General features: G+C 35.7%; 21 protein-coding genes and 1 riboswitch. Of the genes, 18 read left to right on the top strand and 3 right to left on the bottom strand.

Translation table 11 applies throughout. From position 1 onward, the window contains the following. The first annotated feature begins 165 nt into the window (after nucleotides 1–165). The 6 genes from PHD84_08375 (at nucleotide 166) to PHD84_08350 (ending at nucleotide 5,325) form a co-directional block, all read left to right on the top strand. Nucleotides 166–654: a hypothetical protein gene (locus PHD84_08375; protein MDD5637812.1), complete on the top strand. Its 489-nt coding sequence runs from the start codon at nucleotides 166–168 to the stop codon at nucleotides 652–654. 79 nt (nucleotides 655–733) lie between these two features. Then, complete coding sequence (locus PHD84_08370) at nucleotides 734–1,246, top strand: DUF72 domain-containing protein (GenBank protein ID MDD5637811.1); 513 nt, start codon at nucleotides 734–736, stop codon at nucleotides 1,244–1,246. 132 nt (nucleotides 1,247–1,378) lie between these two features. Beyond that, a complete protein-coding gene (locus tag PHD84_08365; GenBank protein MDD5637810.1) occupies nucleotides 1,379–2,008 on the top strand; it encodes a DOMON domain-containing protein in 630 nt (209 codons plus the stop codon). 239 nt (nucleotides 2,009–2,247) lie between these two features. Beyond that, nucleotides 2,248–3,510, top strand: coding sequence for an NEW3 domain-containing protein (locus PHD84_08360; protein ID MDD5637809.1), 1,263 nt, complete (start codon nucleotides 2,248–2,250; stop codon nucleotides 3,508–3,510). Between the two features lie 13 nt (nucleotides 3,511–3,523). Then, nucleotides 3,524–4,381, top strand: a complete 858-nt coding sequence (locus PHD84_08355; GenBank protein ID MDD5637808.1) for an ABC transporter ATP-binding protein — start codon at nucleotides 3,524–3,526, stop codon at nucleotides 4,379–4,381. Between the two features lie 2 nt (nucleotides 4,382–4,383). Further along, nucleotides 4,384–5,325: an ABC transporter permease subunit gene (locus PHD84_08350; protein ID MDD5637807.1), complete on the top strand. Its 942-nt coding sequence runs from the start codon at nucleotides 4,384–4,386 to the stop codon at nucleotides 5,323–5,325. Nucleotides 5,326–5,415: 90 nt separating this feature from the next. Here PHD84_08350 and PHD84_08345 read toward each other — a convergent pair whose 3' ends face one another. Both PHD84_08345 and PHD84_08340 read right to left on the bottom strand, forming a co-directional pair. After that, entirely contained in the window at nucleotides 5,416–6,063 is a 648-nt protein-coding gene (locus PHD84_08345; protein ID MDD5637806.1) for an epoxyqueuosine reductase QueH, read from the bottom strand. Next, entirely contained in the window at nucleotides 6,060–6,944 is an 885-nt protein-coding gene (locus PHD84_08340; GenBank protein MDD5637805.1) for a hypothetical protein, read from the bottom strand. The genes PHD84_08345 and PHD84_08340 overlap by 4 nt, the downstream gene beginning before the upstream one ends. 495 nt (nucleotides 6,945–7,439) lie before the next feature. Here PHD84_08340 and PHD84_08335 point away from each other — a divergent pair, with 495 nt between their 5' ends. After that, on the top strand, nucleotides 7,440–8,477 hold the full coding sequence (locus PHD84_08335; protein ID MDD5637804.1) for a lysylphosphatidylglycerol synthase transmembrane domain-containing protein: 1,038 nt from the start codon (nucleotides 7,440–7,442) through the stop codon (nucleotides 8,475–8,477). Between the two features lie 167 nt (nucleotides 8,478–8,644). On the opposite strand, the gene PHD84_08330 is transcribed toward PHD84_08335, so the two are convergent. Then, nucleotides 8,645–9,382 (bottom strand): hypothetical protein, encoded by a 738-nt coding sequence (locus tag PHD84_08330; GenBank protein ID MDD5637803.1) that lies wholly within the window; start codon nucleotides 9,380–9,382, stop codon nucleotides 8,645–8,647. A 325-nt stretch (nucleotides 9,383–9,707) separates the two neighbouring features. On the opposite strand from PHD84_08330, the gene PHD84_08325 reads away from it, so the two are divergent. The 11 genes from PHD84_08325 to PHD84_08275 form a co-directional block, all read left to right on the top strand. After that, nucleotides 9,708–10,103 carry a secondary thiamine-phosphate synthase enzyme YjbQ gene (locus tag PHD84_08325; GenBank protein ID MDD5637802.1) on the top strand — a complete coding sequence of 132 codons (396 nt, stop codon included), beginning with the start codon at nucleotides 9,708–9,710 and terminating at the stop codon, nucleotides 10,101–10,103. Between the two features lie 10 nt (nucleotides 10,104–10,113). Beyond that, entirely contained in the window at nucleotides 10,114–12,315 is a 2,202-nt protein-coding gene (locus PHD84_08320) for an ATP-dependent RecD-like DNA helicase (protein MDD5637801.1), read from the top strand. Nucleotides 12,316–12,330: 15 nt separating this feature from the next. Then, nucleotides 12,331–13,539, top strand: coding sequence for a 2,3-bisphosphoglycerate-independent phosphoglycerate mutase (locus PHD84_08315; protein ID MDD5637800.1), 1,209 nt, complete (start codon nucleotides 12,331–12,333; stop codon nucleotides 13,537–13,539). Between the two features lie 60 nt (nucleotides 13,540–13,599). Then, on the top strand, nucleotides 13,600–14,352 hold the full coding sequence (locus PHD84_08310; GenBank protein ID MDD5637799.1) for a 2-phosphosulfolactate phosphatase: 753 nt from the start codon (nucleotides 13,600–13,602) through the stop codon (nucleotides 14,350–14,352). A gap of 28 nt (nucleotides 14,353–14,380) precedes the next feature. Continuing rightward, nucleotides 14,381–14,887, top strand: coding sequence for an HIT domain-containing protein (locus tag PHD84_08305; protein MDD5637798.1), 507 nt, complete (start codon nucleotides 14,381–14,383; stop codon nucleotides 14,885–14,887). A 240-nt stretch (nucleotides 14,888–15,127) separates the two neighbouring features. Continuing rightward, complete coding sequence (locus PHD84_08300) at nucleotides 15,128–16,180, top strand: M42 family metallopeptidase (protein MDD5637797.1); 1,053 nt, start codon at nucleotides 15,128–15,130, stop codon at nucleotides 16,178–16,180. Between the two features lie 76 nt (nucleotides 16,181–16,256). Further along, nucleotides 16,257–16,877: an endonuclease III domain-containing protein gene (locus PHD84_08295; protein MDD5637796.1), complete on the top strand. Its 621-nt coding sequence runs from the start codon at nucleotides 16,257–16,259 to the stop codon at nucleotides 16,875–16,877. Between the two features lie 111 nt (nucleotides 16,878–16,988). Continuing rightward, the gene (locus PHD84_08290; GenBank protein MDD5637795.1) at nucleotides 16,989–18,161 is read left to right on the top strand and encodes an HD domain-containing protein; all 1,173 of its coding nucleotides are present in this window, start codon (nucleotides 16,989–16,991) and stop codon (nucleotides 18,159–18,161) included. A 415-nt stretch (nucleotides 18,162–18,576) separates the two neighbouring features. Beyond that, the gene (locus tag PHD84_08285; GenBank protein ID MDD5637794.1) at nucleotides 18,577–20,061 is read left to right on the top strand and encodes a M23 family metallopeptidase; all 1,485 of its coding nucleotides are present in this window, start codon (nucleotides 18,577–18,579) and stop codon (nucleotides 20,059–20,061) included. A 60-nt stretch (nucleotides 20,062–20,121) separates the two neighbouring features. Beyond that, nucleotides 20,122–21,042, top strand: coding sequence for a tetratricopeptide repeat protein (locus PHD84_08280; protein MDD5637793.1), 921 nt, complete (start codon nucleotides 20,122–20,124; stop codon nucleotides 21,040–21,042). 374 nt (nucleotides 21,043–21,416) lie between these two features. Then, nucleotides 21,417–21,511: riboswitch (cyclic di-GMP riboswitch) on the top strand. A gap of 97 nt (nucleotides 21,512–21,608) precedes the next feature. Further along, on the top strand, nucleotides 21,609–23,437 hold a 1,829-nt coding region (locus PHD84_08275), incomplete at its 3' end, for an InlB B-repeat-containing protein (GenBank protein ID MDD5637792.1).

Below are 23,437 nucleotides of genomic sequence, written 5' to 3'. Positions count from 1 at the left end.
TAACGCCAGCTTAGGAGGGGTACTGCTTCTGGATAAGATAATCAAAAGAGAACAAAATCTTGATTTATATCAAGGTGGACGGGAGTTAGAAAAAGAGTTGAGCGAAATTAAAAAAAGAGACTAATTGATCTTTTAGTATATAATGCTTTTGCTAGAAGAGGCTGGATGATTTCCAATCAATACTGGATCCCGGGTGTTTTATCCCCTCTGGCAATTATGGGTAAGTATTACATGTATTACGGGAATGCCTTCCTTCCTCCTTGTGAACTGGGTAAGGCAAATGCCAGATGTTTTGAGCAAGAGCTAATGCTGGACATGCTTAGTATTTGTTGCTTTCATCTTAGATGGGCAGAAGAAATGGTTCCGGATATTATGGGGTCTTTGTTTAATATGAAGGACCAGTTTCTGAAAAAAGTACATGAGACTACCTACCATATTAATAGCTGTAATTCCTCTTTTTTTTGGGAATCGGAAAGAAATATTGACTTTATATATTATTTTTTGCAAAGAAAATACACTATTGATGGTGAAAAGAGTAAAGAACTGATAAAATGGATAAAATTTTTTGAAAAAGATAAAAAAGAGGCTGCTTTAAATTTTTGGTATGAAATACAGAAAGGAATTACTGAATCTTGGGATAAAATTCAGTGCTGATTTTAAACAAAATACTAATTTGAATTTTAAAAATAAAATGTTTAGGATATTATCTTCAGGAGATATTAATGGGTAAGCTTTGGACGAACATCGGAACATCTGGCTGGCATCATCCGTACTGGATAGGGAATTTTTACCCGGAAGATATTGCCAGGAGGGATATGCTATCTTATTTCAATTCCCACCTTACTGGAAATGTGATCTGGAAAGGTTAAGATTATTTATGGAGGAACTGCCGGCAGATAAGAAGTATGTTTTTGAATTTCGTGAACCAAGCTGGTGGAATGATTCTGTTTCTAATTTATTAAAAGACCATAAGATGGCTTTTTGTATCTTCAATTTATCTGGAGTTTTATCTCCCGAAATTGAAACAGCTGATTTTATATACCTTCGCCTGCATGGTTCTGATAAGTCGTATCAAGGCTGCTATGGTGAAGATGAATTACAAAGATGGGCAGATAAGATAAAAAAATGTACCCAGAAACAAAAGGATGTTTATTGTTATTTCAACAATGATCAGGAAGGTTTTGCGGTAAAAAATGCCTTGAGATTAAAACAGATATTAACTAATATAGGAAATTTCTTTATTTAAAATGTACCTGAAAATAAATTTAGTTAACCATAAAAATCATGTTCCTGGCAGGTGACAACAATTCACTAAAATGGTTTCGTCTTGTATTCTATAATTAAAATAATTTAGTAAGGATAAAGGAGAAAGATTATTATGAAAAAATTATTTTGGTGGCTTACCATTATATTTCTGTTTTTATCATATACCGGAGAGTTGACTGCTGAATTGAGACAGGATAAGAAACAGGTGGAAGAAGATTTTGGGTATAAAATAGACAATTATAAGGCTGATGGAATAATTTCCGATGGTGAGTATGAAAACAGGTCAGTTTATAGAGATCTAGAGATTTACTGGAGCAATGATAACAAATATCTTTACATGGCTTTAAGAGGAAAAACAAAGGGATACATCTCTATTGGATTCCAACCGGGATCTATGATGAAGGATGCTGATATCATTATGGGTTATGTTCAGGATGAAAAGGTAGAGGTATTTGATCAGTATAGTACCGGTAATTTCGGACCACACCCTGCTGATGAGGAATTGGGTGGAAGTAATGATATTATATCGTATGGAGGGGAAGAATCAAATGATTATACTATCATAGAATTTGTGCGTTTATTAAAAACTGAAGATAAATATGATCATGAGTTGAAATCGGGTAAAAATAAGATTATCTGGGCTTATTCCCATCAGGATAATCCTAAAGCCAGCCACGTAATCCGAGGTTATGGCGAAATTGAAATAACTTTAGATGAAGAGAGGGAAATGCTCAACCTCTAAAAATTCTAATAGAAATATGGGTGGTCTACTTATTAATAAATTTTTAGCAATGGGTAATCTTGACAAGAAAAAAATATTTTGTAAAATTTTTAATAGTGAGGAGAAAAATTATTTAAAATCAGGTACCTATGCAATATAAGTTTAAAAAATTAAATGAAACAATTTAATACACTTTTGGGGAAGCCTTAATTTTAAAATGAAGATAAAAATGATCAAACAAGATATAGGAGGTAATATTTATGAATCAAAAAATTAAAGGTTTTTTATTTTTTAACACGGTCTTTTTAATAGCTATTTCTTTGCTTTCTTTTTCTTCCCTGGCACAGGTAGAACAAGGTGAAAAGTTAGCAAGAGATTTTCTGATTTACAGTCAATTTTCCAATTTAGTATTGGAAGAAGGGCAAAGCGTTGATCTTGATGTCAAGTTTATGAATCAGGGAACACAACCGGAGGAAATTATAATTGAACTAATTACCGACCCTGATGCTGAGGATTGGGAGGTGCTTTTACGTAACGAAAGCTGGCGAGGCTTTAAAGTTAGACAGATTAATCTTCTCCCTGATGATCCTGAAAATAGTAAAGCTCTAAATCTGCATATTGAAGCACCCGAAGAGATTAAAGAAGAACAGAAAGAGTATATTTTCACTATTAAAGCAGAAACTATTGATAGGCAGCTTATGCGATCTCTGGATATTGTAGTTGCCGCCACGGGCAAAGTAGAAGAAGAACAGAAAGAAGAGACTAATGAAATCTTATTAAGTACTAAATATCCGGTGATGGAAGTCGCATCTGGTAAGACAATGAAATATGAAATTGAAGTGAAAAATCAGACTGAGGAGGATCAGGTGATGGATTTTGCAGTCGAACTTCCTCAAGGCTGGAGAGCTTCAATCAGTCCCAGATGGAGAGAAGAAGAGAAGATTTCAGCCATAAAGATCAATAAGGCAGGTACGGAGACACTCTTGTTAACGATGACTCCACCCTTTACTGCTGAACAGAAGGAATATGAACTGAGACTTATTGCCAGAGCGGGTGAGCTGGAAAAGTCTCTTGATTTGAGAGCAGTTGTTAGCGGAACCTATACCCTGAGTCTGGGAACAGAAACCGGTAACTTGAAACTGACTACCGTTTCAGGTGAAGAAAAAGAATTTACCTTTTATATATGGAATGAAGGTTCTGCCTCTATAGATAATATTGCCTTCTATGGCACTGCTCCTCAGGGATGGGAAGTAAAATTTAATCCGGAAAAGATGGTCGAATTACCCTCTATTGTGCAGACTCAGCAACCGGAAAAAGTTACCATGAGTGTCAATGTTCCCCAGAATACGGTACCAGGTGATTATATGATTACAGTTAATGCAGCTGGGACCCAGGATCAGAAAAAGATTGAATTTAGAACCACGGTTCAGGTTCCTACCAAATGGGGCTGGATTGGAGTGCTAATTATAATTGCTATTCTGGCCATCTTAATAGGTATTTTCCTGAAATTGAGACGAAGATAAGGGGAATAAGAAAATGAAACCAACTCAGACCATATTAGAAACCAAAAATTTATCCAAAATATACAATGGAACACTGGTGGTTGATAATCTAAATTTAATGATAGAAGAAGGAGAGATTTTTGGCTTTCTTGGTCCCAACGGTGCTGGCAAGACGACTACTATTTTGATGATTCTGGGATTAACAGAACCCAGTTCAGGAGAAGTAAGCGTTTTTGGATATAATTCAACCAGAGAGCCCTTGAAGGTAAAAAGAATAACCAGCTATCTTCCAGAGAATGTTGGTTTTTATGAAGATTTAACTGCCTGGGAAAATTTAGCCTATGTTGCCCGCTTGAATCGTATTCCTGAAAAAGAGGCCAGTGAAAGAATTGAGGAAGTATTAACCCTGGTAGGATTAGCAGAGGTCAAAAATCTGGAAGTAGGAAAGTTTTCTAAAGGTATGAAACAGAGATTGGGATTGGGTACTGTTTTTGTAAAAAAACCCAAATTAGCCATATTAGATGAGCCTACTACCGGAATTGATCCTCAAGGAGTAGAAGAAATTTTAGAATTAATAACAAAAGTAAATCGGGAAGAAAACATAACTATCTTTTTATGCTCTCATCTTCTTTACCAGGTGCAACAGATTTGTACCAAGATAGGAATTTTTTCCAAAGGTAAAATGGTTGCTATGGGTTCATTGCCAGAGATAAGTAAAAAAATATTAACCAAAAAAAGCAATCTGTTAGAGATAAGTTTTAATGATAACCAGGATGCCTCTCAACTAATTGCCAGTATTCAAAAGTTAGATGGTGTCTTGAAGGTAGAAAAGAGGGCAGAGGATATCTCACTGGAAAAAATCTATACTAAATATTTTCAGGAGGGTAATTAATCATGTCAGGGTTAAGCATTGTTTACTGGAAGGAATTGGCTGATTATTTAGGCAGCAGGAAATTTATCATACTTTTTCTAATTGTAGCCCTTAGCGCTGGTACCATTATTTATGTCATGCACCAATCGGTAGGAAGTGACGTAAGTCAATTTGTCGGTGAATACCTTTTTCTGAAACTATTTACCTTTTCTGCTGGGACCCTTCCTTCCTTCATTTTTTTTGTCAGCTTTTTTGGTCCTTTAATCGGAATTATCTTTGGATTTGATGCTGTGAATAGTGAGCGTTCCGGTGGGACGATGAGTATGGTGTTATCACAGCCGATTTATCGAGATGCCCTGATTAATGGCAAGTTCTTAGCTGGAATAACTACTATTGCGGTAATGTTAATCAGCATTATAATGATTATTTTTGGTCTGGAAATGATAGTATTTGGAATTATTCCCACTATGCAAGAATTAGCCCGAATAGGATTATTCTTCCTGTTAAGCATTGTTTATATTGGATTCTGGATGGGTTTGGGAATTCTTTTTTCTATCGTTTTCCGACAGACAGCAACATCTGCTCTGGTATCAATAATGGTATGGATATTCTTTTCCTTTTTTATTCTAATGGTTGCTAATGTCATTGCTGATCAGATGGTTCCTCTGGGAACTGATGCTACTCTGGAACTGGTAGCCAAAAATGAAGGCATTAGGAATATGATATTAAGAGTATCACCACTTATCTTATTCCAGGAATGTACAACTGCCATACTAAATCCTTCCATCAGGTTTTTTGGCATTACTACTGCCTTAAAGAGTCTGGAAGTAATACCCAGTCCACTTAGTATTGGTCAGAGTATTTTAGTGGTTTGGCCGCAGTTTGTTATTTTAATAGCATTAATATTAATTTGTTTTGCTATTTCTTATGTGGTGTTTATGCGCCAGGAAATTCGTTCTACTTAAGCTTAAAATTATGGTTTAAGATAATAAATTTATTGTTTTTGCTATTAAAAGAATAGATTGAGGAAGTGATACTATAAAATTTTCACCTTTTCAATCTTTTTGAGTAATTTTTAAATTATTTTTAGAAAACATACATCCACAATAATTTTGACGGTAGAGCTGGTATTGGTGAGAGAGAGTGATAGATCTCTTGAAACCGCCTTTCTTTTTAAAGTCACTGAATAAATATTCCAGTTGGTAGGTAGAAGCAATATTATAGCCAAGCCGGTTAATTAGCTTAGCATTTTTATGAGGACTGATAGTCAGGGTGGTGGTAAAGTAGGAGAATCCTGATTGAGAAGCATGTTGAGCTGTTTTTTCCAGACGCAATTCATAACACTTTAAACAACGTTTTTGACCCTCTTTTTCCTGTTCCAGACCCTTTATTCTTTGAAAAAAGACATCTGGTTCATAAGGACCAACAATCAAATTTACTTCATTCTCTACCGGGAGCTTCTTAATAAGTTTAATTTGTTCCTTTAATCTTTTTTTATATTCAGCTTCTGGATAAATGTTAGGATTATAAAAGAAGACAGTTACTAAAAAATAAGTAGATAGATATTCTATTACATAGCTACTACAGGGAGCACAACAACTGTGAAGTAAAAGTTTAGGAGAATATTTATCCTTTTTTATATCATTAATTTTTCTATCCAACCATTGCTGAAAAGACACTATTGATAAAGCATTATTGTTCATCTTCCTAACCATATCATATAAAGAGCATAGACTGCACTGATAATAGCACCAGGGATTGAAACTGCCTGGTCAAAAAGGGTTATGGCTAAGGCTGCAGCAAAGCCCCCATTTTTAATAGTTCCCAATAGAATCATGCTGATTGCCTCACTCTCTTTTAGGTTTAATTTTTTAAAAATCAATTGAAGCAGATAAAACAAGGGAAAAGTAGTTAGAAGTGCGATTAGGGAAATCATGATCAGATTATGATAATTCTGGAAAAAGCTCACTTGATTTAAGCCAATTACAGTGGAAATAACTATAAAGAAACCCCAGTTAACTATGGTTCCTTTCCATGATTTTAGAAAAAGGAGAATCCTTTCTTGTTGTAATATTCTGGAAAAGATAATTGGTAAAATAATCAGATAGAATAAATTGAAAATTAATTGGGAGACTGGAAAATTTTGAGCTTCGGTAAGTAAAAGCAGCAGGGTAGGAGTAATAATTATTGCCGATAGATAAGCACCAAAGGTAGCAAATAGGGATAATAATACATTACCGGATAGTATGGCTGAAAAAGGAATGATTGCTACTCCGGGTGGAGCAGCCGCAACCATAATCATACCTATTCTTAACTTAGCATCAGGAATAAAAAGAAAAGTGAGCAGGATAATAAGAGAACTTAATAAGAGGTAGTTCATTAATATCCCCATAAGAAGTGGTCTGGATAGCTGTTTCCATTGTAACATATCTTTGGTAGATATGTCTGATAAGGATACTGTCATTACCAGAGCCAGGGCAGGAATGGTTAATGATTTGGTATATTGTGCCAGGTCAGGCAAGAATAAGCCCATGACAAAAGCGAGTGGTAGAATAAAATTACGATTTTTTAAAAAACCTAGCATTGATGACTTTCTCTTCTTTCTTTTTCAGGATGGAAATACAAAATAAATAATATTGCTATAACGAAAATATTTTGTCAAAGAGAATCTCAATTATTATAATATAAAATCATTATTAGATAAAGATAACATATTCCAATCTATTGCCTGGAATCAGAATTTATTTGAATTTCTGATACTATATAGTGTTCTTTTCTAAATAAAAAATGATATATACTCAGACAGATTTTAAAATAGATTATATAATTCTTTCTTTTTTGTACCTTAGATAAAAAATATATCTTGTTTTATAGATCAGATATTCAAGGAATTACTGAATGGTAACTTATCTTATCTTTATTTTATAGTGTAACCTATGTCCTGAATCAAAAGTGTTACCCATGTGTTGGTTAAATACGCTATACGGTATACTATATACTAATATATACAGGGATTCCCCAGAGGAATTATTCTCGCTGAATATCTTGGATTATTAGTAAAGATAGAAAAGGGGGAAAGTTGAAACAACCTGTTTTAGGTCATAAAAAGATAATTAAAGGATTGATGGGCTCTTTGATTATCGGAATCTCTGTGTTTTTAATAGTTTTGTTAATTACCATTGACAGGAATACTATCAAGAGCTTGCAACATATGGATGAAAAATTTCTATTATTAGCAACAATAGCTATTTTTTTAACTGTTGTGATTGAAGCTTTAAGGATACAGGTAATTTCACAAGCTATTGGAGAGACTATTGGTTTCTGGATCTCAGTAAAGATCTTCTATATCAGTTTTTTTCTAGGCGGTATAACTCCATATTTTTCTGGTGCTATTCCGGGACAGGTATTCTTATTTAATCAACACGGTATCTCTGCTGGCAAGGGTATGTTAATTGCTACCATAAGACCAATTATAAAATCTATTATTTTTCTGGTTATTGCTCCAATACTATTTTTCCATTTCAGGGACATATTAGAGGAATATAAGCTATTATCCTGGATTTTGCTGATTATAGCTATAGGTTTTTCAGCAATGGTTATATCTGTTTTTGCACTGTCAGTGAGAAATCCTCAAAGATTGGAATTGCTACTTAGAAGGATAGAAAAGATAACCTTTCTACATAATTTTTTTTCTAAACCAGCTGTCCAGCAAAGATGGGAAGTAATAATATCACAGATTAGATTGTTTCAGGAAAGTTACCATCTCTTATTAAAACATCCTGAAGAAATGTTGCTGGCTTTTCTTTATACTTTGTTGTACTGGTTAATTAACTTTTCTATTGCACCTCTACTTTTATTAGCAATGGAAATTCAATTAGCTTTTACCCTGGTGATGGCAATACAAATTTTAATTTTCTTTCTTTTACCTTATTTGCCCACTCCCGGAGGAAGCGGTGCTGCTGAATTAGGATTTATTTCTCTTTTCTCTCTTTTTGTGCCCTCCCATCTACTGGGAATATATGTTGGAGGGTGGCGGTTATTTACTTTTTATCTAAATATAATAATTGGTGCTCTGTTAAGTCTAAGTTTATTAAAAGATTGGATGGTGAGAAAATAGGGACTTTAATTTAAAGTAATTATTTAATTAAGGACCGGAATAAAAAACTTTATAAATTTTTATTCCGGTCTAATTGAATTTATTTAAGGTTTTTCCTAGTATAGGAATTTTTTGAAATTCCGATATCAGGAAAGGAACTTTGTAAATAAAAAACAAAATATGCTAAATTATTTTGACCATTTTTCTAGTAGTTCCTTTGCTCTTTTACTGAAATAAGGATGGTCACTTTGAGCAGCTTCATTTAGGAGTTCAATAGCCTGTTTCTTTTTTCCACGGTCTTTTAATAACTCGGCATAATAGACCAGCCCCTGGGGATTATCTGGAAAGTATTGAGAATACTCCTCGAAATATCTTTGGGAAGTCTTTTCTTTTTGATAAGGCCAGGGCAGTTGATGCCACATTCTTGCTAATGCCAGTATGGGTCCGGCGTCATCATACATCTTATCAATATCATAAGCCTTTTCAAAGGCTTTTTCTGTTTTACTTCTCAAACCTTCCCTGATAGCTTTCAGGATACTAATTCCATCAGAATAAGTACCAGCGCATAGACCATAATAATAATTTCCTTCTACTTTATCTGGTTCCATCTTCTTGGCAGTTTCAGCAAACTTTAATCCCTCTTTGCCGTATTTCTTGCAGATATCTTTCCAATCAGATACTTCTGCTTGCATGGATAAATCAGCATATTCTCTTAAAATCCTGGCCATTTTCCAGTTAGCTTCATAACTATCCGGATTTTCTTCTATTGCTTTTTGGTAAAGGGGAAGAGCCTGTTTAACACTTTCCAGGTTGTCTTTTTGGTACACAGCATCTGCCTGAGCGAGATAATCTGATGCTGTAACAATACTTGAAAAAAGTAACAAAAATACTGGGAGAATCAAAAATAAAATTATTATTTTTTTCATAGAACCTCCTTTTTAAGGAAATAGACTTAGTAGTAGCTATTAATACTTTGTATTATATCAAAAATTTTATGACAGTCAAATTAATTTTAAAGATAAAAGAAAATGGTTTTTTCTGTTTTTACTTAAGAGATAATGATATAATTTTTATGCATATCACTAGTTTAACTTTTTAGAAAAATGTATATATATTGCATTAATATTTGAATAGAACAAAAAATATGATAGACTAAAGTAGATTTCAGCCACAAAAAGTAATGTTTCCTGAAGTTTCTTTGCTTACTATCTTTATAAGTATTGCTTAAAAAAAAGATTGAAGGAGAAGTGTATGTTAAAAACAATATCGGTTAATACTCATAACCGAACAGAAATGTTGGACATTACCGCTAAAATTCAACAAGTAGTTCAGGAAAGTAATCAAAAGGAAGGGCTTTGTTTTGTTTTCGTACCTCACACTACTGCAGCTATAACCATTAATGAAAATGCTGATCCGAGTGTATTGGAGGATATACTGCAAGAGCTGGAGAAAGTAATTCCGTTTAAGGATAATTACCGTCATTTGGAAGGTAATTCAGCAGCTCATATTAAATCAAGTCTGGTGGGATCCTCAATTTCAGTTATTATAGAAAACGGTCAGTTAAAATTAGGAACTTGGCAGGGGATATGTTTTTGTGAATTTGACGGACCTAGAACTCGCAAGGTCTGGATTAAAATAATTTATTAACCAATTAACTATGAATAATAAAAATGAATTAATAGAAGAAGAAATCCTGATAAAAGGAACCATAAAAAAATTAGTCTTCCATAATGAAGAAGATGGCTTTGTTATTGCCCGTATTGATATGCTGGAACCGGAAAGGAAAGAAATGGTCATAGTGGGTAAGATGGCTGCCGTAAGTATAGGGGAGATGTATCAATTTAAAGGGAAGTGGAGTGTAGATTCGCGCTATGGATTACAATTTAATTTTGATGATTATCAAATACTTTTACCAACTACCTTAGAAGGTGTACGACGATATCTCGGCTCAGGATTAATCAAAGGTGTCGGTCCGGCAACTGCCAGCAGAATAGTAGAACACTTTGGAGAAAAAACGCTGGAAATAATTGAACAAAATCCGGAGAGACTATGTGAAGTAGAAGGGATTGCTGAAAAGAGGATTCAGATAATTAAAAAGTCCTGGCAGGAACAGAAAGAAATTAAAAGAGTTATGCTTTTTTTACAATCCTATCAGGTTACTACCGGATACGCGGTGAAGATATTTAAACAATACGGAACCAGAGCCATTGAAAAATTAAAAGAAAATCCTTATTGTCTGGTAGATGACATATTTGGGATTGGTTTTAAGATTGCCGATAAAATTGCCCAAAATTTAGGGATTATTAGCGATTCGCCAGCCAGAATTAGAGCTGGAATTAAATATTGCTTGAATGAAAAGGCAGGACAGGGTCATTGTTTTGTCTACCAGGATGATTTGTTAATAATGACAGGCGAATTGCTGGGAGTTAATGAAAAATTAGTGGAAAGAGAATTGGCACTGTTAAATCATAATAAAGAGGTAATAATCCAGAACAAACAAGTATGGTTGCCGATATATTTTAATGCTGAAAAGGAAATTAGTCAGAAAATTATCAGCCTAATTCGCTCCCCACAACAATTAACCCAGCTCAATATTGACCAGAAAATAGGACAACTGGAGAAGAAATATAAGATTAACTTTGCCCAGGAGCAAAAACAAGCCATAAAAGAAGTTTTACTTCATCGTGTTTTAATTCTAACTGGTGGTCCCGGTACCGGAAAAACCACCACTACTATCGGATTAATTGAATTATTTGAAGAGCTTGGTTTAAAGATTGTACTGGCTGCACCAACCGGAAGGGCAGCAAAAAAATTAAGTGAAGCTACTCGTAGACCGGCTAGAACCATTCATCGTTTACTGGTTTACAATCCTAGAGAAAAATGTTTTACCAAAAATGAGCAGAATCCTATCAGGGCAGATGCAGTTATCCTGGATGAAGTTTCTATGATAGATGTTCTGTTAATGCATTGTCTGTTAAAGGCGATAACAGAAGATACTTTTTTAATTTTGATTGGAGATATTGATCAATTGCCATCCGTTGGTCCTGGGAATTTATTAAAGGATTTTATTGATTCTGGAGTGATACCGGTAATACGGCTAACACATATTTTCAGGCAGAAGGAAAAAAGCCTGATTGTATTAAATGCCCACCGGGTTAATCAGGGTCAATTCCCTATCTTAAATAGTAAGCAGGAGAGGGATTTTTTCTTTTTAAAAGAGGAAAATCCAGAAAAAGCTGCTCAAAAAATAATTCAACTATGCACATATCGGCTACCCCGCAGTTATGGTTTTGATCCTATTCGGGATATACAGGTCTTAACTCCAATGTATAAAGGAGCTGTGGGGGCTGATCAATTGAATAATTTGCTGAGGAATGCCTTAAATGCTACCGGGAAAAGCGTAAAATACGGTCATCAGCAGTATAAAATAAACGATAAGGTAATGCAGGTTCGCAATAATTATGATAAAGAGGTCTTTAACGGGGATATAGGTAATATTAAAGAGATAGACTATGAAGAACAGATGGTTAAGATACTATTTTATCGTCGGGTAGTGGAGTATGATTTTTCTGAATTAAATGAATTAGTCCTGGCTTATGCCATTACTGTCCATAAGAGTCAGGGAAGTGAGTATTCGGTAGTGGTTATTCCTCTTTTAACGCAACATTTTCTTTTATTACAGCGTAATTTGCTGTATACAGCCATTACTCGTGCTAAGAGATTGGTAATTATTGTGGGTACCAGTAAAGCATTGTGGATTGCCATTAAAAATAATAAGACTATTCAGAGAAATACCTTTCTTAAGGAAAGATTACAGGAGATGATACATATAGAAAATGAGAAATCCCTTCAAGAATGAAAGGAGAATATTATTTTGATAGATGAGAATATATTAAAAGAACTGACTATAAAAACTGATACTAAAATTATTCTGGTAGTGCTGGATGGCATAGGTGATCTTCCCAATAAGGAAGGGAAGACTGTACTGGAACAAGCGACCATACCAAACCTGGATCAATTAGCAGCTCGGTCAATTTGTGGTTTAACTGACCCTGTTTCGCGTGGGATTACACCTGGTAGCGGACCAGCACATCTATCTTTATTTGGATATGATCCAATTAAATATCAGATAGGAAGAGGTGTCCTGGAAGCGCTGGGCATAAATATGGAATTGACCTGTGATGACCTTGCCTGTCGGGGAAACTTTGCCACCATTGATGAAAACGGTATAATCACTGATCGTAGGGCAGGTCGGATTTCTACCGAAACAAACCAGCAGATATGCGCATTATTGCAAAGGGAGATAACTGAAATTAATGAAGTAAAAGTTATAATCAAATCTGGTAAGGAACATCGTTTTGTAGTGGTATTCAGGGGTAAAGGACTGGAAGATGGTATTTCAGATGCCGATCCTCAACTTGTCAGCCAAAAAGTGAAATATGCCCAGGCCTTAAGACCGGAGAGTGAAGGAAGTGTCCAGATAATTAACCGCTTTATAGATAAATGCCTGGAGATTCTTAAAGGACATCATCCGGCTAATGCTGTACTTTTAAGAGGAATAGCTAAACATCCCGGCTTGCCTGCTATGAGTGAGCGGTATAAGTTGAACCCGGCTGCTATTGCTAATTACCCCATGTATCGTGGTTTAGCCAAGCTAGTAGGTATGAATATTCTAAATACCGGAGATACCATTGCCGATGAATTTATTACTTTAAAGGAGAAATATCGGGATTATGATTTCTTTTATCTTCATATCAAGAAGACTGATAGTTATGGGGAAGATGGAAATTTTGAGGCAAAGGTTAAGGTCGTTGAGGAAGTGGACCGCTATATCCCTGCTTTATTAGAACTGAATCCCGAAGTATTGGTAATCACTGGTGATCATTCCACCCCGGCAGCTCTGGCAGCTCATAGCTGGCATCCCAATCCATTTCTACTTTATTCCCGCTATATTCGAGTAGATGATGTTAAGACCTTTAGTGAAAATGAATTTGTCAGAGGAGGTCTGGGGAGGTTCTCAGCAACAGAAGCCATTCCCCTAATATTAGCCAATGCCCTGAAACTGAATAAATATGGGGCATAGGATGGTGTGATTAAGGCAATAAAATAAGAGCAAGAAAATAAATAATCTGGTTTTCAACTGATGAGTATAGAAATTGTACTTTTACCGGAAGAGTTACAGAATAGAGATATTAACAACTCTCTGGTGGTTATAATTGATGTATTAAGAGCTAGTAGTACCATTGTTACAGCTTTAGCAGAAAATGCGGTTAAAGTTATTCCGGTGTTTTCACCAGCAGAGGCAAGAAAAAGAACAGCTAATCTATGTTTAGAAAATGTACTGTTATGCGGTGAAAGAGGTGGGCAAAAGTTATCTGACTTTAACCTGGGAAATTCTCCATGGGAATATATCAGCCCTCAGGTTAAGGATAAAGTTGTTTTCTTATCCACCACCAATGGCGTGAGAGCCATAAACCTGACCAGTAAGGCTAAACAGATTATCATTGGCTGTTTCTTAAATATCCAAGCTGTTATCCAATATTGCCAGTATTATTCTAATAGTGTTTTGCTGGTCTGTGCTGGGGATAGAGGAAATATTTCTCTGGAAGATACGGTATGTGCCGGTATGATAAAATATTTAATTGGAGGAAATGACTGTAATCAAAGTAGTAATTACCTTTCTTCTAATGATGATTCTCAGATTGCCCTCCTTTTATATGAGCAATTTAAGGATAATTTACTGGAAATGTTGCAGACCAGTATCTGGGGTCAACAACTTATAACGATGGGATTTAAAAAGGATCTTATTTTTTGTGCCCAAACAAATTTATATAATGTCATACCGATATTAAAAGAGGATGGTCTGATTATTGCCGAGAATAGGGAAAAGATATAAAATTATTAGTATTCCAAAGGAGAAATTAATGAGGAAGCATCTTTTTATTCCTTCCAAAATTGATTATGTGAGAGGTAAACGTCCTCAGGTCAACTGTATTTTATGTGCTATAGTGGCTCATGACAGCAGGGTGGTTGATTCAAGTATTTTTAGTAATGATTTAATGACAGTAGCTGTAAATCTTTACCCCTATAATCCCGGGCATTTAATGATATTCCCTAATCGGCATATTGTAGATTTTGCAGAATTATTTCCTGAGGAAGTAAGGGACATGCATCACCTAACTGTTCTATCTATAAAGATATTACAGAAAATATATAATACTCAGGATTTCAATATAGGTTATAATCTGGGAGAAAGCGCTGGAGCTAGTATTCAGCATTTACATCAACATATTGTTCCCCGATACAGGAATGAGTTAGGTTTTGTTGATATAATTGGAGGTGCAAAAATTTTTGTAGAAGATCCAGCACAAGCCCTGATAAAATTAAAAGAGGCTTTTTTAAGAGAAGAAAATAATAGAGAAACTGATTAATTTACTTATTTTTTTCTGGAAAAATTTATAGACCAGGAATAAATATATGAGAATAAATTCATATCCAAACGCGGTACTCTTTACGCACAACACACTAAGATATTTGGCCTATGTTATCCTAAATCTAATATGAAAGGGATTTTCAAGAGGGTGAATATCCCTTTGTTGTATTGTAATATTTAAAATAATTTAAAAATTAGGAATAATAAGATTATAAGAAAGATGGAAAGGAGAACCATAATGCAATTATTAAAAAAGCTCTGCGAAGCCCCCGGCATATCCGGTTATGAAAGTCAGATAACTGATATTATCCAAGAAGGACTGAAAGGTATTTGTGATAAAGTGGAAATTGACCGACTGGGTAATGTTATTGCCCTAAAAAAAGCTACTAAGAAAGAAGAGAACTCTAAGGCTAAAAAAGTTATGCTGGCTGCGCATATGGATCAAATAGGATTTCTGGTAAAGTCTATTGATCAAAATGGATTTATAAGATTTGCCGTTGTTGGTGGATTTGATCCCAAGACTCTGGTTGCCCAGAGAGTGATTATACACGGCAAAAAAAGGGTAATTGGAGTAATCGGTTCCAAGCCTATTCATGTTTTAGAAGAAACAGAAAAGAAAAAGGCACCGGCTATGAAGGAATTTTTTATTGATATTGGTTTAGAGAAAAAAGAAGTAGAAGCAATAATTCAACCAGGAGATGCCATAACTTTTGATAGAGATTTTGTGCAGTTGAATGATAAGATGGTAACTTCCTTAGCCCTTGATAATAGAGCAGGGGTCTATGTCATTATGGAGGCAATACGAAGGGTAAGAAATCACCATGTAGATATTTATGCAGTGGCAACTTCTCAGGAGGAGGTAGGTTTGAGGGGGGCAACAACATCTTCCTATGTTATTGAACCGGATATTGGTATTGCGGTAGATGTAACCATGGCTCTGGATACTCCAGGTATTAGAGAGGAAGAAAAAGGGTGTGCTTTAGGAAAAGGAACTGCCATTGCGGTGATGAACTCTTCTATGATTGCCCATCGTGGATTATTTCAATTCTTAAAGGAGCTTGCCGAAAAGAATAATATCAATTATCAAATGGATGTAATGGAGAGAGGGGGAACCGATGCTGGTTCCATTCAAAAGAGCCGTCATGGAGTGATTACCGGTGGCATTTCTGTGCCCACCCGTTATATCCATTCAGTAGTAGAGATGTGTCATATTGATGATATAGAAGCAACTATTAAATTGTTAGTCTATTTCTTAGAGAATGTCCATTTAGCTGATTTTTTTAATTTATAATATTTATTACCTTTATTTTCTTATGACAGATACTAAAAGCAATCAGAATATCAATATCAGCAGTCAGTTATGGTCAATGCACCAAAGTCTTTTAAAATTTTATGGTCCTTTGCATTGGTGGCCTGGCGAGACCGAGCTGGAAATAATGATTGGAGCGATTTTAACCCAGAACACTAACTGGCAGAACGTGAGTAAGGCTATAGAAAAAATAAAAGAAGAAGGGCTGCTTGATGTGCAAGCCCTTCTTCGTATTAAGGCAGAGTATCTGGGGAAATTAATCAAGTCCTGCGGTTATTATAATCTTAAAGCTCAGCGACTGAAGAATTTTATCAGTTTTTTCTATAATAAATATGATGGTTCGGCAGAGAAGTTATTTAGTCGCAATGGACAGGTGTTAAGAGCAGAGCTTTTAAATGTAAATGGCATAGGACCTGAAACAGCTGACAGTATCCTACTATATGCCGGTAAAAAGCCTATTTTTGTAGTTGATGCCTATACCAGGAGGATATTCCAGCGACATGGCTATTTCTCCCATCATGAAAGCTATGAAGATATTCAGTGTTTTTTTATGTCACACCTGACCCGCGAACACTCTTTGTATAACGAATTTCATGCCCAGCTGGTGATGGTGGGCAAGGAGTACTGTAAGAAAAATAATCCCAGTTGCCCGCAATGTCCCCTATTTTCCTTTTTGTAACGGAATAATTTTTCACCATTGAGCTTTTTCTCTGAATCAGATAGAATATTATTAATATTACTTGATTATTAAAATGCTGGTAGAAAAAAATAGCCATTTTTATGATGAGATATGGATGAAAAAATTTTTCAAAGCGAAATTCTCTCTGAAGAGGATAGCAATCTATCAAATTTTGCTACTAAGAACGATGATGCTCAACGAAAGGTGCCAATAGACCATCCTCTAAGAGGACCTTTTGCCCGGGATCGTGATCATATTTTATATTCCGGGGCATTCCGACGGTATATTGGCAAAACTCAGGTTATTTATAATACCGCGAGCTTCGATGAACAACTGGCCAATCGCAGTATTCATACCTTACAGGTTTCTCAGATTGCTCGTTCTATTGGGAAGGTATTAAGACTCAATCTGGATTTAATTGAAGCAATTGCCCTGGGACATGATCTGGGTCATGCTCCCTTTGGACATGATGGAGAAAGGTTCTTACAGGAAATAGCCCAACAACATGGATTAGGTCTATTTTTTCATAATGTACATAGTTTGCGAGTGGTAGATCAGCTTTCTGATGCTAATAGAGGAATGAACTTAACCTTCCAGGTGAGAGACGGAATTATCTCTCATGATGGAGAAATAAATGAAGTAGAAGTAAAACCTGCTAAAGGAAAGAGGGAAGAGGATATCCAGGATTATATCTGCCTTAAAAAAAGAGGGGAACAGGCCATTACCTTCCCGGCTACTTTAGAAGGATGTCTGGTTCGTGTTACCGATTCCATTTCCTATATCGGTCAGGATTTTGAAGATGCGGCACGTATTGGTCTTGTAAAAAAGAGTGACTTACCAGTTAAGGTTAAAGCAGGATTGGGAGATAATAACAGTGCCATAATTAATACTCTGGTGCATGATATCATCACACAATCTTATGGAAGGAATGAAATAAAATATTCCCGGGATATTGCTGAATTTGTTTTTCAATTAAAGAGATTTAACCTGCAGCATATCTATGAAAATAAATTGCTCAAACGAGAAAGAGAGAAGATTAAAACAGCATTTTTTTGTTTATTTAACCATTTCGTACAGGATGTAAAAGAAAAAAAGATTGATTCGATTGTATTTCAAGAATGGATTTTGAACAGAGGTGAGGACAGAGGAAAAAAGTATTTGAGTGAATATGCCCCGGAAGAAGTGGTAATAGATTACCTGGCTTCTATGACTGACCGTTATTTTCTTGATGCTTATCATAATTATTTTTCAATAAAGAACAATAGATTCAAACAAGATGATTAAAACAAGTTCTATATAAAACCGAATATACGGGGTATTTCAGGGATTTTTCAAGGGAAGAATTCCTTTGAATATCCTGAGGACATTTAATACCAGATATTATAATTCCTCAGGACCCTAAATAAAAAATAGCAGGTCTATAATGTAACCTATGTCCTAAATCAAAAGTGTTACCCATCTGTTGGTTAAATATAAACCTTTAACGACTAAACACTATATGCTAGATACTATGTACTATATACTAATTAAGTAGTTATTAGAAATATTTGAGGCAATCAAAACTGACCATATTTTTTTAAAATTTGCTTGCTATTGATAGCATAGATATATAGTATGTTATTATAATAATGAAATATGGATAATAAAAAACTGAGATGATATTGAGCCTGGAATGAATTCTGGATAAGGAGTGCGATATTTGTCTATCAAAAAATATAATACTTATTGTTTTAATCATCACCATAAGGAAAAAAGAGAACTAAAAACAAATAGTAAAATCTTATTTTCTAAGCGAGGATTATTATCTGTTATTGCTATTACTATAGTTTTAATACTGGCTGGAATGAAGTTATTTTTAGATATACCGAAAATTTCGGAAAGATTATCAATATCTGGAGAAAAGTCCGAAGAAATATTTTGGCAGGCTGCGAAAAATGATTCGGAATTTGAAGAACCAAATATTAGTGAACCGGAGAAAAAAGAATCAGCAGAAGAGACTACCAAATATGAGGATGAATTTAGCGCGGTAGCGCTCAATCTGGAACGACTGGATTTAGAAAGATTGAACCTGAGATATCAGGAAGTTAATAAGGAGATGGATATTAAGAAATTTTCCGGCATGCTGAATTCAGGAGAAACGGTCTATGAACATCTGGTTAAGGCAGGAATTTTACCTACTGAAATTCTACGTTTAGGTGAAAAGGTGCAATCCATAGTTGATATCAGTCGATTAAACGCGGGAACAAGATTTGCTGTTCATTATAATAGTGAGGGCAAAATAGTTCAGTTTGATTATCAACCTAATCAGCTGGATACCTATTATATTAAAATTCCTGATAATGAACTGAGTCACATAGAGGTGATTAAGGAAGAGATATTCCGGGAAATTGTCTGCATTGAAGGAGAGATTGAGAGTTCACTCTATCAAGCAATGATTAATCATTGTAATTCTGGCCAACTGGCAATTCAGCTGGCAGAGATTTTTGCCTGGGATATTGACTTCCTGACAGAATGTCAACAGGGAGATACCTTTAAAATTCTGGTGGAAAGGTTATACCGAGGAGATTTTTATCGCTGGGGGGATATTATGGCAGCAGTTTATGAGGGAGAGATGCTCAGTTCCCATACTGCCGTTCTTTTTCAGGACCCTTCCGGAAATATTGACTATTATGATAAAGATGGCCGTTGCCTGAGAAAGGCATTTTTGAGGGCACCCCTTAATTATAAGTACATCAGTTCCCATTATACCGAAAGCAGATACCATCCTATCTTGAGAATATGGCGTCCTCATCTGGCTATAGATTATGCCGCTCCTACCGGAACCCCCGTAGTAGCAATAGGAGCCGGTACTGTAATTTCCAGATATTATGATAAGGGGGGTTATGGAAATTATGTGGAAATAAAACACCCCAATGGCTATGTTACCGGTTATGGTCATCTTTCAAAATTTGCCCAGGGACTGCAGGTAGGAAAACGGGTAAATCAGGGTGAGATTATCGGTTATGTGGGAGCCACGGGACTGGCTACCGGACCTCATCTGGATTTTTCCATCAGCAAAGAAGGGAAAAGAATTAATTTTCTGGAATTAAAATTACCACCAGCCAGTTCGGTAGGTACAGAATACCGGGAAGATTTTGACCTGGTGAAGAAAAATTATCTTTCTATTTTAAAAGAAGAGTTATAGTTTTTTACATTTCTTGGTTCTATAGATAAAATTACTATTAAATTAGGAAGGAGAATAGAAATGAAACTGAATAAGTCAAGAATGGGATTTTATCTCATAATATTATTGGCCATATTATTTCAGCTGATTTATGGCAGTAGCTTAGCACAGCAGGTAAATATTTTTAGTGATGCCACACCGGAGGCAGTAGAATATCTAGAAAAAGCAGTAGAGAAGATGGAGGAAGCACTGGCCACCTACCAGGGTGCCAATTATCCGGGGAGAAAGTTGTGGACGGAAGCAATTGATTTAGCACAACAAGCAATAGCCGTAAATCCGGATTTTGTAGAAGCGCACTATTACCTGGCTTTAATGTATCAACATACCAACTGGTATTATCGCGAAGCAGAACAATGGAATAAATACCTTAGCTTTATCGAGAGGACTGATTTGACCTCTCCTCAGGTCAAACAAAACTTAGCTCATGCCTATTACCGTTTAGGTTATACCTCTTACGAAAAAGGAGATTACGAACAGAGTCTTATTTATTTTCTGAATTCCATTAAGGAATACCCGGATTTAATTGATTCCAATTATTGGGCTGCTAGAGTGTTTTATGAAAACAATGATTTGGAAAATTCCTTATTCTATTGGCGTAGAGTGCTGGAATTAGATCCCAATTATCCCCGAGCACAATATTTTTATGATAAAGTAGATGCTTCTATCAAGTATGGTAAGGAAGCATATAACTGGTATGAACAGGGTTACAATGAATATGAGAAAATGAACTATGGTCGTGCTATTGATAGCTACCGGGAGGCAATTAGATTAAACTCCAGATTTGTTGAGGCTTATTACTGGCTGGCAAGGGTCTATTTTGATACTGGTGATTATCAGCAGGCCATTCGTTATTATAGGCAGGTACTGAACCTACAACCTGATAATACCAGGGCTGATTATTGGTTAAAAGAAGCCCAGAGGAGATTAGAAGGAAAAAAATAAATTAAGATGCCAGGGCATTATCTTCTTAATTAAATAAAATAAATTATAAGATTAGGAAGTGGTTTATTTTAAATAAAATTTACTCCTATCTTATATTCTTATATCTTACTTGTTTTCTAGTGAAAAAAGTGGTATTATATTAAGAGGATTAATATATCTGTAAACTTTTTTGATTATTTTAAATTTTTTTATTGAATTAATGTCTAAAAAATATTCAATTAGGGAATAATTTTAATAAAAATAAAATTATTATATTGAATATACCATCAATTCTTGGAAAAATAGTTTAAAGTAAGAAATACTATCTTCTTAAAATTTTAGCAGAATAATAACAGATTATAAAAGAGGTGATGCCTATCGCATGAGAAATAAAAAGTTGAAAAAGGTAAACTGTCCGAAAGGACAGGACGCAAAGTATTGGATCTAAGGTCTGTATAATCCTACAGACTATGATTGCCAAACTACCGACTTTTTGTTATTTATATTTACCCCTGCAGGTTACACCTGAGGGGTTTTTTTGGGATGTTAAGTAGTAAAAAATATAAATAATGAAAAGGAGAATTTATATGAAAGATTTACGTTTATTACTACCTTTATTTTTACTGATTCTAATTATTTTCATCTTTACCGGTTGTGGAGGAGTTATCCCCTCTCCCGGTACCACAGATGACTTTACCACTATAAGTGGCCAAATAAAAATGCCTCTTGATTGTTGTACAATCCTGCCTGAAGAGGCTAACAGTATTTCCAAAACTGCAGAAACCTGTGATGAATCAGACCTATGGTCTGTTACCCCGGGTGCTATCGTAGAGCTGAAATCTGCCGAGAAGGGTAAATGCAACAAAGTACTGGATACCACTATTGCCGATGAAACCGGTAACTATGTCTTTGAGGATGTTAAGCCCGGACTTTATATTATCACTGCCTATTGTCCGGTAGAAGATGATAAAGGATTTCTAACTAAAGATGTAGCCGAGAAACTCTCAGGACAGGCGCTTGATGCCGGTATTCCTGATTGTACCTCTACTGCCTTAGCCCTGGTCATCGAAAAGATAAACGACTGCTATGATGAACATTATCAATGTTTCAATAAATATAGTGAAGCCTATAAAATGGTGAAAGGTATTGCCCAAGATATTGGTACTGTCGATATTTCGGCAATCATTAGTCATGATGACTTTGGCAGTTACTGTGATGAAGAAGGCGATGATCTTGTTGATGTAATCTGTGCCTGGCCTTGTTGTATAGGACCTGGAACTACCGGAGGCGGTGGCAATATTACGCCAACACCTACCTACAACCTGAAGATGGCGGTAGAACCAGAGGGGAGCGGAATAGCAACTGACAAAACCGGAAAAAGCCCATACAGGAAAAATACTGAAGTAAATATTCTAGCAGCACCCAATGAAGGCTGGAAGTTTACCGGATGGACCGTAGCTGATGATACAAAGAGCCTAAGCAGAGCCCCTGCAGGTTCTTTTACTGATGCAAGCAAAGCCAATACTACCTTTACCATGCCTGCTAATGATGTAATTGTTACCGCCAACTTTGTAGGCCAGTGTGCTGGTAATACAGCTCCTGTTATAACCGTGCCGGATAATGCGAAAGTGGATCCTAATCCAACAGAACCTTACACCTGGACTGTCACTGCCACAGATACTGATGGTATTTTAGGGACTTTGACATTCAGCTTAGTTAGCGTATTACCGGATCCGACCAATAACTTCACAATTGATGCCACCACTGGAGTAGTCAGCTGGGATCCAACCTGTGAAGATATAGGTGACGGTAATACTACCTATACTATTACTGTGTCTGTGTCAGATGGATGTGCTCCCGATCAAGGTAGTTTTAAGATTACTCTGCTTGCAGAACAGTGTGAAAACTATACTGTAACATTTGATAAAAATCATGAGGATGCAAGTGGATATACTGAAGCAGATCCAAAGACAAAATCTGTCCTGTATGGTAGTAATGTAGGCACATTACCCACTGCTCCAACCAGAACTGGATATACATTTATTAACTGGAATACTCAACCCGGTGGCGGTGGAACTGAATTCACAGCTACTACTGCAGTAACCGATGATATTACAGTATATGCTCAGTGGGAAGATATTTTAACCTACAACGTAACCTATGATGGTAATGGTAATACCGGAGGAACAGCACCGGAAGATTCTACTGATTACCAGGAGGATGACGAGGTGACTGTACTTGGTCCATCAGACTTAGTGAAAACAGGTTATACTTTTAGTCATTGGAATACAAAATCAGATGGCACCGGAGAAACCTTTTATCAAGGTGATACATTTGATATGCCTGGTAATGATGTGACCCTCTATGCCCGTTGGAAGGCAGATATCTTTGATGATTTTGAACCGCTAACAATTGC

This window comes from Atribacterota bacterium (genome assembly GCA_028717805.1).
GTDB lineage: Bacteria > Atribacterota > Phoenicimicrobiia > Phoenicimicrobiales > Stramentimicrobiaceae > Stramentimicrobium.
Note: the sequence above shows the minus strand (reverse complement) of the source record. Positions and strands in the feature narration are given on the sequence as shown.